Annotated in this window: 25 protein-coding genes; 19 read left to right on the top strand and 6 right to left on the bottom strand. The window is 39.3% G+C overall.

The genetic code is table 11. The annotated features are described in order from the left end of the window. Nucleotides 1-3: 3 nt before the first annotated feature. The 3 genes from phnD to phnC are packed head-to-tail and all read left to right on the top strand — an operon-like array spanning nt 4 to nt 2,406. A complete protein-coding gene (gene phnD, locus JI666_RS02200) occupies nt 4-906 on the top strand; it encodes a phosphate/phosphite/phosphonate ABC transporter substrate-binding protein (RefSeq protein ID WP_206888500.1) in 903 nt (300 codons plus the stop codon). Nucleotides 907-908: 2 nt separating this feature from the next. Further along, nucleotides 909-1,661 carry a phosphonate ABC transporter, permease protein PhnE gene (phnE, locus tag JI666_RS02205; protein ID WP_206888503.1) on the top strand — a complete coding sequence of 251 codons (753 nt, stop codon included), beginning with the start codon at nt 909-911 and terminating at the stop codon, nt 1,659-1,661. Beyond that, nucleotides 1,651-2,406 (top strand): phosphonate ABC transporter ATP-binding protein, encoded by a 756-nt coding sequence (gene phnC / locus JI666_RS02210; protein WP_206888507.1) that lies wholly within the window; start codon nt 1,651-1,653, stop codon nt 2,404-2,406. The genes phnE and phnC overlap by 11 nt, the downstream gene beginning before the upstream one ends. A gap of 39 nt (nt 2,407-2,445) precedes the next feature. On the opposite strand, the gene selD is transcribed toward phnC, so the two are convergent. Further along, on the bottom strand, nt 2,446-3,495 hold the full coding sequence (selD, locus tag JI666_RS02215; RefSeq protein ID WP_206888510.1) for a selenide, water dikinase SelD: 1,050 nt from the start codon (nt 3,493-3,495) through the stop codon (nt 2,446-2,448). Nucleotides 3,496-3,587: 92 nt separating this feature from the next. Here selD and JI666_RS02220 point away from each other — a divergent pair, with 92 nt between their 5' ends. Continuing rightward, entirely contained in the window at nt 3,588-3,827 is a 240-nt protein-coding gene (locus JI666_RS02220; RefSeq protein ID WP_524535768.1) for a SelT/SelW/SelH family protein, read from the top strand. A 54-nt stretch (nt 3,828-3,881) separates the two neighbouring features. Next, nucleotides 3,882-5,273, top strand: a complete 1,392-nt coding sequence (gene selA, locus JI666_RS02225; protein ID WP_206888516.1) for an L-seryl-tRNA(Sec) selenium transferase — start codon at nt 3,882-3,884, stop codon at nt 5,271-5,273. A gap of 47 nt (nt 5,274-5,320) precedes the next feature. On the opposite strand, the gene JI666_RS02230 is transcribed toward selA, so the two are convergent. Next, nucleotides 5,321-5,458 (bottom strand): small acid-soluble spore protein P, encoded by a 138-nt coding sequence (locus tag JI666_RS02230; RefSeq protein WP_084006397.1) that lies wholly within the window; start codon nt 5,456-5,458, stop codon nt 5,321-5,323. Nucleotides 5,459-5,573: 115 nt separating this feature from the next. Here JI666_RS02230 and JI666_RS02235 point away from each other — a divergent pair, with 115 nt between their 5' ends. Then, nucleotides 5,574-5,834, top strand: a complete 261-nt coding sequence (locus JI666_RS02235; RefSeq protein WP_206888518.1) for a hypothetical protein — start codon at nt 5,574-5,576, stop codon at nt 5,832-5,834. Nucleotides 5,835-5,871: 37 nt separating this feature from the next. Here the strand turns inward: JI666_RS02235 and sspO are convergent, their stop codons facing one another. Continuing rightward, nucleotides 5,872-6,021, bottom strand: a complete 150-nt coding sequence (gene sspO / locus JI666_RS02240; protein WP_206888521.1) for a small acid-soluble spore protein SspO — start codon at nt 6,019-6,021, stop codon at nt 5,872-5,874. Nucleotides 6,022-6,212: 191 nt separating this feature from the next. On the opposite strand from sspO, the gene acnA reads away from it, so the two are divergent. The 8 genes from acnA to JI666_RS02280 all read left to right on the top strand — a co-directional run bounded on the left by acnA (nt 6,213) and on the right by JI666_RS02280 (nt 11,920). Beyond that, nucleotides 6,213-8,924: an aconitate hydratase AcnA gene (acnA, locus tag JI666_RS02245; RefSeq protein ID WP_206888525.1), complete on the top strand. Its 2,712-nt coding sequence runs from the start codon at nt 6,213-6,215 to the stop codon at nt 8,922-8,924. Between the two features lie 250 nt (nt 8,925-9,174). Further along, nucleotides 9,175-9,303, top strand: a complete 129-nt coding sequence (locus JI666_RS02250) for an FbpB family small basic protein (RefSeq protein WP_206888527.1) — start codon at nt 9,175-9,177, stop codon at nt 9,301-9,303. 57 nt (nt 9,304-9,360) lie between these two features. Next, a complete protein-coding gene (sspN, locus tag JI666_RS02255) occupies nt 9,361-9,504 on the top strand; it encodes a small acid-soluble spore protein N (RefSeq protein ID WP_048309683.1) in 144 nt (47 codons plus the stop codon). A 139-nt stretch (nt 9,505-9,643) separates the two neighbouring features. Beyond that, nucleotides 9,644-10,168, top strand: a complete 525-nt coding sequence (locus JI666_RS02260; protein ID WP_206888529.1) for a putative DNA-mimic protein — start codon at nt 9,644-9,646, stop codon at nt 10,166-10,168. Between the two features lie 52 nt (nt 10,169-10,220). Beyond that, nucleotides 10,221-10,709, top strand: coding sequence for a hypothetical protein (locus JI666_RS02265; RefSeq protein WP_206888531.1), 489 nt, complete (start codon nt 10,221-10,223; stop codon nt 10,707-10,709). Between the two features lie 86 nt (nt 10,710-10,795). Continuing rightward, nucleotides 10,796-11,011, top strand: a complete 216-nt coding sequence (gene tlp, locus JI666_RS02270) for a small acid-soluble spore protein Tlp (protein WP_206888533.1) — start codon at nt 10,796-10,798, stop codon at nt 11,009-11,011. Nucleotides 11,012-11,168: 157 nt separating this feature from the next. After that, nucleotides 11,169-11,606, top strand: coding sequence for an acyl-CoA thioesterase (locus tag JI666_RS02275; RefSeq protein WP_206888536.1), 438 nt, complete (start codon nt 11,169-11,171; stop codon nt 11,604-11,606). A gap of 2 nt (nt 11,607-11,608) precedes the next feature. Then, nucleotides 11,609-11,920 carry a hypothetical protein gene (locus JI666_RS02280; protein ID WP_206888538.1) on the top strand — a complete coding sequence of 104 codons (312 nt, stop codon included), beginning with the start codon at nt 11,609-11,611 and terminating at the stop codon, nt 11,918-11,920. A gap of 39 nt (nt 11,921-11,959) precedes the next feature. Here JI666_RS02280 and JI666_RS02285 read toward each other — a convergent pair whose 3' ends face one another. Next, nucleotides 11,960-12,250, bottom strand: coding sequence for a HesB/YadR/YfhF family protein (locus JI666_RS02285; protein ID WP_206888541.1), 291 nt, complete (start codon nt 12,248-12,250; stop codon nt 11,960-11,962). Nucleotides 12,251-12,400: 150 nt separating this feature from the next. Between JI666_RS02285 and JI666_RS02290 the strand changes: the two genes are divergently transcribed. The 4 genes from JI666_RS02290 (at nt 12,401) to JI666_RS22060 (ending at nt 14,534) form a co-directional block, all read left to right on the top strand. Then, the gene (locus tag JI666_RS02290; protein WP_206888544.1) at nt 12,401-13,330 is read left to right on the top strand and encodes an SGNH/GDSL hydrolase family protein; all 930 of its coding nucleotides are present in this window, start codon (nt 12,401-12,403) and stop codon (nt 13,328-13,330) included. An 87-nt stretch (nt 13,331-13,417) separates the two neighbouring features. Then, nucleotides 13,418-14,071 carry a uracil-DNA glycosylase family protein gene (locus JI666_RS02295; RefSeq protein WP_206888547.1) on the top strand — a complete coding sequence of 218 codons (654 nt, stop codon included), beginning with the start codon at nt 13,418-13,420 and terminating at the stop codon, nt 14,069-14,071. Between the two features lie 136 nt (nt 14,072-14,207). Next, nucleotides 14,208-14,345, top strand: a complete 138-nt coding sequence (locus JI666_RS02300; RefSeq protein WP_169525142.1) for a hypothetical protein — start codon at nt 14,208-14,210, stop codon at nt 14,343-14,345. A 93-nt stretch (nt 14,346-14,438) separates the two neighbouring features. Continuing rightward, nucleotides 14,439-14,534, top strand: coding sequence for a putative holin-like toxin (locus tag JI666_RS22060; protein ID WP_430622278.1), 96 nt, complete (start codon nt 14,439-14,441; stop codon nt 14,532-14,534). Between the two features lies 1 nt (nt 14,535). Here the strand turns inward: JI666_RS22060 and JI666_RS02305 are convergent, their stop codons facing one another. After that, the gene (locus JI666_RS02305) at nt 14,536-15,426 is read right to left on the bottom strand and encodes a helix-turn-helix domain-containing protein (protein ID WP_206888550.1); all 891 of its coding nucleotides are present in this window, start codon (nt 15,424-15,426) and stop codon (nt 14,536-14,538) included. A gap of 170 nt (nt 15,427-15,596) precedes the next feature. On the opposite strand from JI666_RS02305, the gene JI666_RS02310 reads away from it, so the two are divergent. Next, nucleotides 15,597-16,370, top strand: coding sequence for an SDR family NAD(P)-dependent oxidoreductase (locus JI666_RS02310; RefSeq protein WP_206888553.1), 774 nt, complete (start codon nt 15,597-15,599; stop codon nt 16,368-16,370). Nucleotides 16,371-16,424: 54 nt separating this feature from the next. Here JI666_RS02310 and JI666_RS02315 read toward each other — a convergent pair whose 3' ends face one another. Further along, nucleotides 16,425-16,970 carry a hypothetical protein gene (locus tag JI666_RS02315; protein ID WP_206888556.1) on the bottom strand — a complete coding sequence of 182 codons (546 nt, stop codon included), beginning with the start codon at nt 16,968-16,970 and terminating at the stop codon, nt 16,425-16,427. Between the last annotated feature and the right edge of the window lie 100 nt (nt 16,971-17,070).

Genomic DNA, 17,070 nt, shown 5'->3' on the forward strand with positions numbered 1-17,070 from the left:
AAGATGAAGAAGTTAGGAATCGTTTTGATCGTATTATTAGTAAGTATTCTAGCGGCTTGTGGTTCGAATGAACAAAAGAATGATCAGGCAAGTAATGATAAAAAAGATAGTAAACCCTTTACGATTGGAGTTATTCCTGTACAAACTGAAGGTGAAATTGAAGAAGCTATGACTAAGCTTCAAGGTGAACTATCTAGCAAACTTGATAGGGAAGTGGAAATTACCACATTTCCTGACTATAACGGTGTTGTTGAAGCGATGAATTATAATCAAATTGATATGGCTTATTTTGGTCCACTTACTTATGTAATTGCACATGAAAAAAGTGGTGCTAAAGCGATTGTAACGCAGTTAATCGATGGAGAACCTTTTTACCATTCTTATATCATTACAAATACGGATAATAAATGGGATACTTTGGAGGCATTTCTAGAAGATAGTGAATCAAGTACGTTTGCTTTTGGAGACCCTAACTCGACATCAGGATCACTTATTCCTTCGATTGAACTTCAAGACCGTGGTGTGTTTGAAGATCAAGATAAGAACAGTTTTAAGTCTGTAAAGTATACAGGCTCGCACGATGCTACTGCTCTATCCGTTCAGAACAATCAAGTTGATGCAGGAGCAATCGATAGTGCTATATATAACCAGCTCTTGGAATCAGGCAAGATTGACGGAGACAAGCTAAAGGTGATTTGGGAATCAGAGAAGTTATTCCAATATCCTTGGGCGGTTACGAAAGAAACAGATGAGGAAACGGTTATTAAGTTGCAAAATGCATTTCTTTCGATTGAAGATGAAACCATTTTAAATGCGTTTGGCGCTTCTGGTTTTACAAAAGCAAGCAATGATGATTACGAGAGCATTCGCCAGGCTGCTGACAAACAAGGGTTATTAAACGAGTAAACATGGTATGGTTTAAATGGAATCATCTAATCTTATTTATTCTGGTAATTGGATTCATGATTTGGAGTGCGAGAGTTACAGAATTTGATATAAGGAAGTTCAGTCAATTTCATAATATGGTGGACTTTCTGTCGAATTGGTTTCCGATGAACACCAGTATTATTCCAAAGATGCTTGAAGCGAGTTTGGTGACGCTTGGTATGGCTTTTCTCGGAAGTTTTGCAGGACTACTGGTTGCTCTTCCGACTAGTCTTCTAGCTGCCAAGAATACAGCAGGTCCATTCTACGGAATCGTTCGAATCATGCTCAGTTTTATTCGATCGATTCCAGAGATAGTGCTAGGGTTAATGTTTCTTACTGTAGTAGGACCAGGGCCGTTTGCTGCGACAATCGCTATTATAGTTCATAATGCGAGCGTGCTCTCTAAATTAATTGCAGAACTCATCGAAGCTGCAGATAAAGGTCCTCAAGAAGCGATGAATGCTGCTGGAGCACGTTCATTGACTGGAGCACTTTTTTCGATCTTTCCGCAAATTTGGCCAAATGTACTATCTCATTTTTTCTACCGGTTTGAAGTAGCGATACGTACGTCCTTAATCCTTGGTCTCGTTGGTGGTGGAGGGATTGGACAGCAATTGTTTGTCCACTTTAAAACGTTTCAGTATTCGACCGTAGCTGTAGATGTAATCATTATTATGATTATCGTGATTGCGGTTGATTTTCTTGGGAGCAGGGTGAGACAGTATGTTATGTAATGAAGAGCTTCTAACAATTCGAAATGGAAGTGTTACCTACAAGAGTGCAAGGGTAGCTGCCTTGAGTGATGTGTCCCTTACGTTTCGCAAAGGTGAATTTGTTTGTATTCTAGGTAAAACGGGTGCAGGTAAATCAACTCTTATAAGAACATTGAATGGTCTTCAACCGCTCTCAGAAGGAGAAATATTTTACAATAAGAAGGTATATAGTCAATTAGATCGTGAAGGTCTAAGGCAGGTCAGAAGCAACATAGGTATGATTTTTCAACATCATCAATTGATACCAAGGCTTTCTGTGGTGCAGAATGTGTATACCGGGTTATTTGGATCTCGATCTACTCTTCGTAATCTTGTCGGATTTTTTACGAGTGAGGAGAAGGCGCTCGCTCGAGACGTTATTAACCAAGTAGAGTTGCTACCATTTCTTAATCACCGTGTTGATTGGCTTAGTGGTGGACAGAGGCAGAGAGTCGGGATTGCAAGAGCATTGATTCAAACGCCAGAAGTTTTTCTTGGTGATGAACCTGTTGCAAGTCTTGATCCAGGAACAGCTAATCGGATTTTCCAACTGCTTGAACGATTGCATTCAGAACGCCAATTACTTACAATCATTAATGTTCATGATGTGAAAATTGCAAAGAGGTATGCATCGAGGATTGTGGCACTAAAAGAGGGGAAGGTCGTGTTTGACGACAGGCCCGAGGCATTTACAGAAGATATAGAAGAGATGATATTTGCATACTAAAAAAGCGGAAGGGATAATCCTTCCGCTTTTCATATGCTTTTATTTATTAGCAGTTATCGCGAAAGTTTCTTTTTCCGTAACATGACCAATAACGAATGCCTGCTTTCCCTTCTCTTGCATTCGTTTTGTGTATAAGTCTGCTTGATCAGAAGGAAGGCTAATTAATAAGCCGCCCGATGTAACAGCATCGCATAATACATATTGTTCAATTTCACTTAAATTCTCATACTGAACGGCTTCAGAAATCCAGCGATGATTTGATTTAGATCCACCTGGGACAAATCCTTGTTGCGCAAGTTCTAACGTTCCAGGCAATACAGGTACTTTGTTGTAGTTAACATGAATACTTACGTTGCTGCCTGTCGCCATTTCATAAGCATGACCGAGTAATCCAAATCCCGTGACATCTGTTACAGCATTGGGCGATAATCCTGAAAGTGATTCAGCGGCTGTTTTGTTTAACTCGGCCATCGTAGTTGAGACCTTGTTAAGCTGCTGTTCAGTAAGTTTCTCAGGTTTAATCGCTGTTGTTTGAATCCCAACCCCAATAGGCTTCGTGAGGATCAGAACATCTCCTGGTTTTGCCCCAACATTCATATAGATATGGTCAGGATGAACAAGTCCTGTAACGGATAACCCGAACTTCGGTTCTTGATCATCAATCGAATGGCCACCTGCAATTACGGCACCTGCTTCATCGACTTTATCTGCTGCTCCTTTTAGGATTTCAGCTAGAATCGATGGATCAAGGTTCTTGATTGGAAAGCCAACGATATTAAGTACAGTTTTTGGAACTCCACCCATGGCATAGACATCGCTCAATGAGTTGGCTGCAGCAATTTGACCGAACATATATGGATCATCAACGATAGGTGTAAAGAAATCTACCGTTTGTATCATAGCAAGTTCATCGGTTAAACGGTAAACACCAGCATCATCAGAGGTTTCCACACCGACAAGTAAATTTGGATCTTTTTTCTTATTAGGTAATTGACGCAAAACTTGCGCCAGGTCCTCTGGACCGATTTTACATCCTCAACCACCTTTTGTAGAGAACGACGTTAATCGAATTTTTTCATGACTAGACATATGACCACCTCCTTACAAGAGTATAAAACTTTTCATGCATTTTTTGAAATGATATAGTATGTAAAACATGAATTTTAATATGGAGGTCTTTCATGTACAAAGTTACGATTGAATTTTGCATGCAGTGAAATTACGCACCTAAAGCCGCGAGTTTCGCGGAAGCGTTGTTTAACCATTTTAGAAGACAGGTTGTTTCACTTGAGTTAATACCAAGCTCAGGTGGTGCTTTTGAAATTACGGTTAATGGAGATCGTATGCATTCCAAGTTGGAAACTGGTCACTATCCAGATCCAGAAGCGTTTATTAAAGAAATGGAAAAGTTGAATTCATAGTTTTGGCACCCGGGCAAAGGGTGCCTTTCCTTTCGCCGTTAGGAGCTGAAAACATTGAGATTGTTAAGAGAACTGCCTCCCGTTCATCAGGTACAGGAAGTACTGTTGATGAAGGGAATTGGAACGGAACTACCTCATGAGTTAATCACGGAAATGATTCAACAAGAAGTAAACGAAATTCGTCACCTTCTTTTAAATGAATCATACAACGGGTCATCTAGTACGAGAGAAGAGTTCCTCAATGAAATAATAAACAACATTAACGTGAAGTCTCAGCAATCAGGTACGCTTAAACTTAAGCCGGTTGTGAACGCGACAGGTGTTGTTCTTCATACGAATCTTGGAAGAGCGCGTCTAAGTGAAGCAGCACTCACTCATATGGTGAATGTAGCAAGAAGCTATTCCACGCTTGAATACAATCTTGAAAAAGGTGAACGTGGATCTAGGCATAGCATTACAGAGGAATGGATATGTAAATTGACTGGTGCAGAAGCGGCGATGGTTGTAAATAACAACGCTGCTGCTGTTTTCTTTATTCTTAGTGCACTAGCCAAAGAGAAAGAAGTCATCGTATCGCGAGGGGAGCTAGTCGAGATTGGTGGATCGTTTCGTGTTTCTTCTATTATGGAAGAAAGTGGTGCAAAGCTCATTGAAGTTGGAACAACAAATAAGACGCATCCTGCCGATTACGAGAAAGGGATAAACGACGAAACAGCAATGCTAATGAAGGTACATCGTAGCAATTTTGCTTTAATAGGGTTTACAGCTGAGGTGGAGAGATCTGAGCTTTCTAGTATAGCTAGTATAAACAATGTGATCTTTTATGAAGATTTAGGTAGTGGAGCTTTATTCAATTATCGTAAAGCTGATATCGGAGACGAACCAACTGTCCAAGAAACGCTTGAAGCGGGTGCTGATCTAGTTTCATTTAGTGGAGATAAGTTGCTTGGGGGCCCGCAGGCAGGTATGATTGCTGGAAGGAAAGATCTTATCGACCAATTAAAGAAACATCAGCTTGCAAGAGTTCTTCGAGTTGATAAATTTACACTTGCAGCCCTTGAAGCAACGCTTAAGCAGCATTTGTTCGATGAAGCGGGTGATATTCCTGCCATAAGAGATATAACGAAGAGTGAGCGTGAAATTAAGACTCGTACCGAGAACTTTGAAGGTAAGCTACAAACGAATACTACATTATACGAAACAGAAATCATTCAAGGGACTTCTCAAGTAGGTGGGGGAACAATGCCGGCAGTCAAGCTACCTACCTACATTCTATCGATTGCTTCAAAATCTTTCAGTGTTAATGAGTTTGATGAACAATTAAGAAGTTATGCATTTCCTATCATCACCCGAATAAAAGCAGATAGGATTTTAATGGATTTTCGAACAGTAACGGCGAGTGAAGAAGTTATTATCCTGGAAGCATTAATTGAAATTGCATCATAAAAGACGGCCGTGAGGCCGTCTTTTTTAGTGTTTTAAGAAAGGAAACATTAAAACCCTTCACCATTTTTTTGTCTAGTGTGGTTTCTGTTCTTCACTTTATGGGACCCTTTCATTGGCTCGGGTTGTCCGGTGTGTCCCTTAGGAGCGTTTTTACGGGCATCTTTAAACGTATTGCTCTCTGTCATGTGAATCCCTCCTTAACCGTTAGTATTGGCAGTACACAGGTACTTATGCGCGTCGTATAGGAAGCCTATACCTGGTTACACTATGATGAAAGTAGAAGAAAAGGAGGTTGGTTTTATGCCATACAATAAGGATAAACAACAGTCGTTTCAAGCTGCTCAGCAAGGTTACGATCAGGCAATAAGTGCAAAACAAGAAATTATTGTTAGTAGCAGTGGTTATGGAAAAGATCTGAAACATTTGCAACAAGAGGTTGGAGAAGCGAAAATGCAAATTGAAAATGCGCTCGAAAGTGCCTCTGAACACCAGAGAGCCCAGTTACTTCAATTTCAAAAGGATTTGCAATCAATTGAAACTGAAATGAATAATAATCTTTAATAGAAAACCCGTCATCGAGGGATGACGGGTTTTTATGCTACTGACGTTTTTTCGTCTTTTTATTGTACTGTCGTTGTTCTTGTGTCATGTGTTCGTGTGCGTATTCATTATCATAGCCTGCACCGTTTCCTTGTGCATCGGCATCATTCATTCCTGGACGAACCCCGTTTGCTTTTCGCTTACCCATGTTAATCACCTCCGTACCTTTAATTTCTCCTGAAGCGAAGATTATATGTGGTGATAAGAAGATCTTATGAAGTATAATAACAATCTTGTTATTTACTTATGTTTGAAAATTTACTAAGATGGATAAAGGGAAGTTGAAAACGTTTTTTTCGACATTCGCTTTGTTATGCAATTTGGAGGAGGGAACTACATATGGCAAATCATGAACTTTATAACTCAAAAGCAACATTCGATGCCAATGGTAAATCATATTCCTTCTATCGCCTTCAGGCGCTAGAAGAAGCAGGCATCGCTAAAGTAAGCAAGCTCCCTTATACAATTAAAATATTGCTTGAGTCCGTGCTACGACAGTATGACGGCAAAGTAATTAAAGAAGAGCATATTGAAAATCTCGCAAAGTGGGGAACAAGCGAGCAGAACAAAGATATTGACGTACCATTTAAGCCTTCTAGAGTCATTCTTCAAGATTTCACAGGTGTACCAGCTGTTGTTGATCTTGCATCTCTTCGTAAAGCAATGGCTGATATCGGTGGCGATCCTGACAAAATCAATCCTGAGATTCCAGTTGATCTCGTTATTGACCATTCTGTACAGGTTGATAAATACGCATCGGATGATGCACTTGAATTTAACATGAACAAAGAATTTGAACGTAACATGGAGCGTTATAAATTCCTTAAATGGGCGCAGGGTGCATTTGATAACTACCGTGCGGTTCCACCAGCAACAGGTATCGTTCACCAGGTAAACCTTGAGTACGTTGCAAACGTTGTCCAAGAAAATACTGTAGATGGCGAAAACATCGCTTATCCAGATACACTATTTGGAACAGATTCTCATACAACAATGATCAACGGTCTTGGAGTTCTTGGCTGGGGTGTAGGTGGAATTGAAGCTGAAGCAGGTATGCTTGGTCAGCCATCTTATTTCCCTGTACCTGAAGTAATTGGTGTGAAGCTTACGGGAGAACTTCCAAGTGGAACAACTGCAACTGATCTTGCTCTTAAAGTAACACAGCTTCTTCGTGAGAAAAAAGTTGTTGGCAAATTTGTTGAATTCTTTGGTCCTGGTCTATCAGGCATGCCGCTTGCAGACCGTGCGACAATTTCGAACATGGCACCAGAACAAGGATCTACTTGTAGCTTCTTCCCAGTTGATGAAGAAGCACTTGAATACATGCGCCTAACAGGCCGTTCTGAAGAGCATATCAATCTTGTACGTGAATACTCGATTGCTAACGGCTTGTTCTATACACCAGAATCAGAAGATCCTGAATTCTCAAGCGTTGTTGAACTTGATCTTGGAACAGTAGAACCAAGTCTTGCAGGACCTAAGCGTCCACAGGATTTAATTCTTCTTTCTGATATGAAGAAAGAGTTTAACAAAGCGCTTACAGCCCCTCAAGGCAACCAGGGCCTTGGTATGGATAAGAAAGAAATTGACAAAGAAGCAGTTGTTAAATTTAAAGATGGAAATGAAGTAACAATGAAGACTGGTGCGGTTGCAATCGCTGCGATTACAAGCTGTACGAATACTTCGAATCCATCAGTTATGCTAGGAGCAGCGCTTCTTGCGAAGAAAGCTGTTGAAAAGGGACTTAAAGTACCAGAATATGTTAAAACAAGTCTTGCTCCAGGATCAAAGGTTGTAACAGACTACCTTGATAAGTCAGGCCTTATGCCTTACCTAAGAGATCTTGGTTTCCACCTTGTTGGTTACGGCTGTACAACATGTATCGGTAACTCTGGTCCACTAAAAGAAGAGATTGAAGATGCTGTCGCTAAGTCAGATCTTACAGTAACTTCTGTACTATCTGGTAACCGTAACTTTGAAGGACGCATTCATCCGCTAGTGAAAGCAAACTATCTTGCTTCACCACCGCTTGTAGTGGCTTATGCTTTAGCTGGAACTGTTGATTTTGATCTTCACTCTGAATCATTCGGTAAAGATAAAGACGGCAACGATGTATTCTTGAAAGATTTATGGCCATCAGCAGAAGAAATTAAGCAAGCAGTTGCTGAGACTGTTACGCCAGAAATGTTTAAGCGTCAGTACAAAACTGTTTTTGATGAAAATAAACGCTGGAATGAACTAAGCACAAGTGAAGGAGAACTATATAACTGGGATGACGATTCCACTTATATTCAAAATCCTCCATTCTTCGAGAATCTATCTAAAGATCCAGAAGATATTCATGAGCTTAAAGATCTAAGAGCAGTCGCGAAATTCGGCGATTCTGTTACAACGGATCACATTTCACCAGCTGGTGCGATTGCGAAAGATATGCCTGCAGGGCAATATCTACAAAATAACGGCGTTCGTCCAATTGATTTTAACTCTTATGGTTCTCGTCGTGGTAACCATGAAGTGATGATGCGTGGTACGTTCGGTAATATCCGTATCCGTAACGAAATTGCACCGGGTACAGAAGGTGGCTGGACTACTTTCTGGAAAACGGATGAAGTTATGCCGATTTATGATGCTGCTATGAAGTACAAAGAAGAAGGAACAGGTCTTGTTGTTCTTGCTGGTAAAGATTACGGTATGGGAAGCTCACGTGACTGGGCTGCTAAAGGAACAAACCTTCTTGGAATCAAAACTGTTATCGCTGAAAGCTATGAAAGAATTCACCGCAGTAACCTTGTTCTCATGGGTGTGCTTCCTCTACAATTTAGAGATGGCGAAACTGCTGATACGTATAACTTAACTGGTAAAGAAACGTTTGATGTTGAGATTACTGAGAACGTAAAACCAAGAGACGAAATTAACGTAACAGCTACTTCACCTGAAGGCGAAAAGCAAACATTTAAAGTTCTAGCTCGTTTTGATAGTGAAGTTGAAATTGACTACTATCGTCATGGCGGAATTCTTCAAATGGTCCTTCGCGACAAAATTGCAAACTAAAAATGTGTTAAAAGATGGCCCAGAAAATGGGTCATCTTTTTTGTTGGTTTCTAAAGGCCTGTAGTCTTTGTATAAAACCCACACTTATCGTATTGGAGCGGAAATTAGCTCACTCATATAACAAAAATGTTTACAGAGAGATTTTTTCATTTTAAAGCAATAAATAAACAAAAAACTCGGAATATGTAATAAGTTTTCGAAAATCGGGAATACTGGCAATAAATAAGTCCGTTTAAGAAAGGAGACTAACATGAGAAAATCTAAAAAGATGTCTTTCAAAGAACTTGTTATGCAGAATAAGCTTGAGCTAATGAACGATAAGAAAGCAATCGAACGAATTGAAGACAAATTCGAACAAAAACACGCTAAAAATTTGTAACAGGATAGATATTTCTCCTCCATTTGCACAGCCTAAAAGGTAAAGGAGGAGATAGTAATGAGTAATCCAAAGCGATTTCCTAAATCTTTTAAGCCAAATCACCTTGCTTCAGTAAATCCTGAGGCAGAAGGGAACAAAGGCAAACAGATGCAGACGAAAGGGAATCAAGAACCGGACTATGCACCCCCTAAAGGGAAATAGACTAATCAAAGCCAGAAAGGAACCAACTTTCTGGTTTATTTCAATTTTAACAAGTTCTTTTCATTCACTGTAAAATCGCCCCAAAAGATTAAATGACTGCGAAGGCTTAGATATAAGAATGTTTTGCGGGGGGACAATTATGACAATAACAGCAAGAATTCAACCTATTTCAAAGAACGGAGTGGAAGAAGGGACTAAAGAAGATCTTCTGATTAAAGAACTTGAAATTAAAATGCAGCAGATGGGTTATTTAGTGCCTTACCGAGAGGAATTAAATTGGGATCGAACAATCGCAAGCCTTGAGTTAGGCGAAGCACAGTCACTTCATCAGTTAAAAAAAGCAGCAGCTAGAAATGATCGAGTGCTCCTCATTTATGCAAGACTCTTCAAAGGCACAATTTTTCAGCACCTCATTCTTCATCCAAATCATTCAGGAATTTATCTACCGTTTCGTTTTGATGAACCGTTTACGGTTCAAGTTGAAGGCCAGAAAATCTGGATTGGTTCTTCTGTAAGGCTTCTTGAGGAATTATCATGGCTACAAATTAGCTTTGAACAAGGAAATCACAACGACACCGTCAAGGAATACTGGCAGAATCTTAGAGACATCTCTAAAAAAAGTGTTGATTACATGAGTCCGATTATTTTTGAAGAAGCCATTTAGGAGATTTTAACTAATAAAGATAGGGTATGGACATATAAGGTGGGTGATGAATATGGAAAGAAATGAAAAGGTTGGCAATGAGATTTACCGAATGTTAGAAGAATCTGGGCCACCCTATGGATGTGGAACAGCTGGGATAGTAGGTGGCTTCGCTGCACGATTAGCTATCATGAGTCTTACAATTTCAGATATTGATCATGACTTACATGATGTACCAGGTACTTTCTTCCTTCTAAGTGATGAAGACAACCAAGAATTTCAATCGTTTCTTGATGGTGAGCAAGAACGCTCAATAAACGAAGTACCTCTTCAACTCTTGGAATGTTCGTATCGTCTTCTGATCGCATTATCAGCTTATGAAGATCGAATCCAAGATAACGTAGTTGTTGATTATCGAATGGGAATGAGAATGTTAAATCAAGTATTTTTAGCTGCTGAAAATATTCTCCTTTCAAATGGGTGTAGTGCAGAAATAAGGAAAGACATGCTTTACTATGAAAACAAATTGTCTGGAACGATCCCTAAAAGTCTACAAACTTAAATAAGAAAACATAACCCGTCTGGTGATAAGACATACTAGGAAAGTACCATCGCGTACGTCAAATTCTAGGTCAGGGGGGATATGATATGAAAGCTAACCAAGATGATCGTCGAGACAATGCAGCTAAATTACAACAAATGGTTCAGGACACAACTGAGAATAAAAGGGATGCAGAGGCATCGTTAGAGTTTACCGATAGTGCTGAACAAAAGAAACAAATTGAAGCAAAGAACCAGCGTCGTGAAGAGAGTATTAAAGCGATGCGAAATGAAATTAAAGATGAATCTAACTATGATCAATAAATAAATTGACTGGATGGCCTTTTGCCATTCAGTCTTTCTGATTTACCCACTTATCGTATTGGAGTTGAACTGAACCGCTATAACAACAATGTCTACCAAAAGAGTAATTATGGTAAAATAGTAGTGAATCAATGTAACAGTAAGAGGAGGAATTCTAGTGTACATAGCAACAACTCCAATAGAGGTTCGTTATGCTGAAACAGATCAGATGGGTGTAGTTTATCATGCTAATTATCTGGTGTGGTTTGAGTTAGGACGGACTGCTTTAATAAATGATCTTGGATTTCGTTATGCCGATATGGAGAAAGAGGGGATTTTATCACCGGTCGTAGATATAAAGGCGAGCTACAAGCGCCCAGTCCGATATGGTGATCAAGTGATGATAAGAACGTGGGTAGAACATTATGACGGAATTCGAGTAAGCTACGGCTATGAAGTGACGAACGGTGATGGGGAAACCTGTGTAACAGGGGAGTCGATGCATACCTGTGTGAAGCGTGAATCATTTCGTCCTATCTCCATTCGAAGAAAATTTCCGGAATGGCATAAAGCGTATGAAGAAGTTAAAAAAGCACCTGTTTCGGATCGAGTTTAACGATGGCATTTGGGCTATCAAAGCTAGAATTAGCAGAATGGAAAGAAAGAGTAGCATCTGGTGAAGTAGCTCTGTTAACACACTTCTGGTATGATCCTCGATTTCCACAATATAAGACAGTAACGAAAGCAGGATGCAGTGATAAAGCAACCCTTGCCAGATGGGGAGAGAAATATGGATTAAAAGTAGAATGGATGCATGATCGCGAGGAATTTCCACATTTTGATTTGCTAGGAGATAATCAGCTACGCATCCTCCAATTAGAAGGACTGACCTCACACATAAATCGATTTAATTTGAAAGAAAACAGATAATAAGAAAACGCGAAAGCAGTTAGCTTTCGCGTTTTACGTTTAATTACCGTGTACGAACTCAATTTCATCTTTATTGCGGCTAAACTTCACAGTAAAATCCTGATTTTCGAAAAACCAGATATCTTTTTCTTCAACAAAGAAAGTAATACCCTCCTCTTGAATACTTAGAGCGGGTTCGGTTGGTGCTTCTACAGTCATACCGAGTGAGAAGCCATCCTGTACAGTGCTGCAACCTCCTACTCGTACAAAAAAGCGGAGGTTATCTCCTTCTGTTAGTTCCATTTCCCGTTTAAACCAATTCATAGCGGGTTTAGTAATTGTCATTTTCATTTATTTATTCCTCCTTGCCGTACAAGTCTACCACCTCTATTATAAAGAAGTAGCATCAACTTGCAAAAAGAAAAGGTTTCAATTTGTATTAAACGTTAAATCCTCATAAAATGAGGGTATAAATGGAAGTGTAATGGGGAGGTTTTTATAATGAAAAAACAAAGAGCGTGGCTGTTTTTATTCCTCATTCTTGCTGGAAGTATTCTCCTAAGCATTAAGCCAGTAATGGAATACCGTAGTCAGCGCCTGAATGAAATAAAGCAAGCAGCATCTATGATGGTAATGAATAAAGCACCGAATGAAACAGTCATTTCATCTATTGCAGATAAAAAAGATTCAGCAAGTACAACGATTACTCCTGAAGTAACAAGTCAACAAGTAGAAGAAGTTTCAACCACTACAAAAGATGAGGTTCCTAAGAACCCTGACTTGACAATGGTTGGTCTTGGAGACTCGCTTACAAAAGGTAGTGGTGATTCAACTGGTCAGGGGTACATTGGACGTCTGGCAGCAAATATAGAGAACGAAGCAGGTACATCCGTTTTAGTTGAGAACTTTGCAGTCCATGGTAGAAGAACACCTAAATTATATAAAATGCTTAAAGAAGAAAATGTTGAAGAAGCATTAGCTGATGCTGATGTTATAGTAATGAGCATTGGCGGAAATGATTTAATGAAAGTTGTGAAAGAACATTTTCTTGATCTTCAGATGGATGATTTTCAGAAAGAACAAACAAGCTATGTTGAACGACTAAATCAAATAATGAATAAGATTAGAAGCATTAATTCTAAAGCGCCTATTTTGTTTATTGGACTATATAATCCATTATTAGAAAATTTTCAATCCGTTACGGAAATTGATCAAATTGTACAGCGGTGGAATGGAGCGACGCAAGAGACCGTTGAGAAAGATGATAATACGACATTTGTGCCAATCTACGAATTATTTCATTCAGTTGATGAAAACCTGTTCTTTGAAGATGGTTTTCATCCAAATGATCAGGGGTATGAATTAATGGCGAGGCAGATTCAGTATCGGCTTCAACAAGACGACTTAGTCGAAGATATTCCATTTGAGTAATCGATAGATAGAATAAGAGAAATCGAATCCATTAAAATAATAATCATAAGTGACAGAGCAGTATATCGTTAAAGGTAGGGAATGAGTATGGAAGAGTCTTTAAATTACGAAGAGCTATACAATACGCTAGCGGACCGATATGAAGTAAAAGGTGTGACAACTCCTAAAACAAAATTAATCTTCATTTTGGAATCTCCGCATGTTGCTGAAGTGAAAAATGGTGTGCCAGTAGCTGGCCCCTCTGGCGCGACAATGTCAAAAAAGTTATTTGGAGAAGAATATGGTAAGCCTCTCGGTCTTCTTCTACAAAAACAGTTGGAAGAAAGCAAGGATAGACCTTCCCTGGATGTTGTTGGACTTTTGAACGTTTGCAACATACCTATGCAAAAGCGTCCATACGAAAAACAGGATATTAATAAATGCAATGGTTTCCTAGATCATCTGGAAACCATTCGAACATCAAATCAGAAGAGTCAATTTAAAGATGACAACCTAAATGACATTCAGAACTTTATTTTAAATAAGTTTCGAGAACGTTTGATTGCTCTAGTTGATCGAGAATTGACAATCGTACCATGTGGCCGATTTGCACAAAAGTTCTTTAAGCTTGCAAATGTGTCAAGTGAGAAGTGGACAGTTGTTGAAGACGTACCGCACCCTTCGTATAATTCATGGAGTCGTGAGCGTTACCAGGCTTCTGTTAACAATGTGATTCAAGAATTGAATCGCCATACAATATAAGTATGTTTATCTATAAGGATGTAAAAGCTTCGTTCAAGTTGAACGAAGCTTTTTTGGTTGATCAGTTGCCCATATAAAGCCAACGCATAAATATTGGATCCATTGTAATATAAATGTAACAAAGGAGGGGGATAATTTGAAAAAGTGGACAGCTTTGCTTTTGCTTTCTCTTGTCGTTTTCAGTAGTTATGCGGTAGTGCCTATAGACTCGCAAGAAATGGCACAAGTATCTAATTATATAATCAGTGACGAAGATCTTCCTTACTGCCATTAAAGAAAGAAAAGGGGTTTTGAACTTGCTTACATCACTTCAATACTTGCAAATTAGAATGAATAGTCCTTGAATCTCTTGAAAGGAGGACATGCAATGGAAGAACTCACATTGTTTATCACTGCAGGACTTTTCTTCGTGTCTCTCTTTAATTTTATCGTCATCTTAATTGAGAAAACAAAGCAAAAGTAATTTATGAATTATGGGGTAGCATTCCGATCTTCTTCGCATAGTCGTCTACGTGCCCTTTGAATGCTTCATTTTGATCTAGTTTAAAAATAGTAGAGGCAGTGGCGAGGTATTCAGAAGCAAGCTCCTGGTTTCCTAGTAAAAAGTTTAGCTTCCCACACTGGTAGCTTAATTCACCGAATAAATAAAGACGCTGTTTATCGCGACAGAGCAGAAATCCCTCTCTCGCAATCGAAAGTGCTTTCTCATAGTTACGGGAGGTGGAAAGAGCCTTCGCGTAATTATAATAAAGTCTAATTTCAATTGTCGCATCATTAATAATAGGAAAGAAGCGAACATGATAGAGGGCTTTATGAAATAATGGCAGCGCACGATCCCAATCCTTGTCTTCACTATATAGAATGGCCATACTAATGAGAATTTCAATTTCCCGTTCAGAGTAATTCTTAGGTGTTGTTGTTGTATAGTGGAGTGCAGCATCCAAAAGTTGAAGAGCAGTTTCTGCTTCCTTGTGAAGGTAGTACATGCAAATGCCCTTATGCCACAGATAGAATTGTTGATTTTTCACGGGTCTGAAAAGGGGGTTCGACTCTTCTGAATCTAGTATTTCTTCTACTTCTAAATATTCACGTCTTTTAATGTGTCGCCTTACCTGACGAATCACTTCATTTACGTAATCCAGGCGAGGCGTTTCCCTCATATGAAAGAAATAGTTGATATCAACACCAAGTCTTGATGCAAGTTGATACAGTAATTCTGCGGACGGAGATACATCATTGTTCTCAATTTGGCTAATCAATGCCTGTGTACAGATGCCATCTGAAAGCTCAGCTTGTGAAAGTCCAAGGTACAATCGAAGTTCGCGCATGGAATATCCGAGTGTATCCTGATGCACCTGCAATCCCCCTTTTTTCTTTCAGTGTAGCATGAAGAGATAATCTAAATACATATTTTTCTAAATTAATTGTACATAATTTTATTATGTAAACAAAAACCTATGCAGGAATTTACTTTTCTTTATTGAACAGTATTCTAGTAGATCTATATAAAAGGAGTGGAAACAACTTGTCTTACTTGCCATCATTTAAATTAACTGATCAAGTAGTCGTCGTCACTGGAGCAGGTAAAGGAATCGGAAGAGCACTTGCAGTAGGGGCAGCTGAAGCAGGTGCTGATGTTGTAATTCTTGCTAGAACGGAAGCTGATATCAACGAAACGGCAGGACTCGTTCGTGACGTGGGAAGAAAAGCTTACCCTATACAAGCTGATATTACGAGTAATGAGGAAATAAACGATGCAGTAAAACAAATTGAGAAAGAGGCTGGTACAGTCGATGTTCTTATTAATAATGCTGGCATGAACATACGCTCAAAGGCTAAAGATGTAACAGAAGAAGAATGGAACCGAATTTTTCAAACAAACCTGCAAGGTGCTTTTTTTATGTCTCAAGCATGTGCTGAGATTATGAAGGAGAATGGCGGAGGTAAAATTATTAATATCGCATCGGTTGCAGGACACGTTGCACTTAGAACAGGTGTGGTGTACGCAGCAACTAAAGCGGGTATGATTCAAATGACCAAAAATCTCGCACTAGAATGGGCAGAGAACAACATAACAGTCAATGCAATTGGTCCGTGGTATTTCAGAACACCGCTTACTGATAAGCTATTGCAAAATGAAGAATACCTTCAGGATATTCTATCAAGAACACCAATGAAACGAGTTGGCGAGCTCAGAGATCTTGTAGGTGCTAGCGTGTTTCTTTCATCCGAAGCATCTAATTATATGACAGGACAAACTCTTTATGTAGATGGTGGTATGACCATTTACGGATTCTAGAAGACATGGTATGAAAAAAACCGTTACGAGAATCGTAACGGTTCTATCTTTCTATTAATCTACTAGATCTGCCGCAAAACTAGGTGCAGTTAAACCTGCATCTTTGTATACAGTACCCATTTTTTCTTCAAAAGAAGCAAATTGAGCATCTGATTCTTCATACGCTGCTTCTGCTTCATCAGATAGGTTAGCTGCTCTTGTTTCGTATGATTTTGCAAGATCTTCTAACGCTGATTCGATGTCACTTTGGTACGTTTCAAGTTCAGCTGGAACCTCTACGCCACGAACATCTTCAGCAACTTGGTTTGCTGCTTCTTCTGCTTCAGATTTCATTTTAGCAAGTTCTTCGTCAGAAGGTTTTTCTTCTGCAACTTTTGCAGCTTCGAATGCATAGATTGGTGAGTCATTCTTGTTAACCGTTTGAATGAGGTTCATTTGGAAATCAAGAAGAGCACTCTTAACGTCTGTTTCGCTGTTAGTCGTTTCTTCGGTGTTACCAGAGTTGGTGGCGCCTTCATTGGTGTTATTGGTTTCACTGTTACTGCAAGCTGCCGCGAATACAAGTGCGAACAACATGAGTGGAAGTAATAATTTCTTCATTCAAAACCCTCCTAATTTTTAGAAAATTACCCTACGAATACAAATTCTAGTGGATTGAAGGGCGTTTGTAAATAACTAGAATGGAATTTGGAATAGAATG

Source organism: Bacillus sp. NTK071, from assembly GCF_017303315.1.
Classification (GTDB): domain Bacteria; phylum Bacillota; class Bacilli; order Bacillales; family Guptibacillaceae; genus Guptibacillus.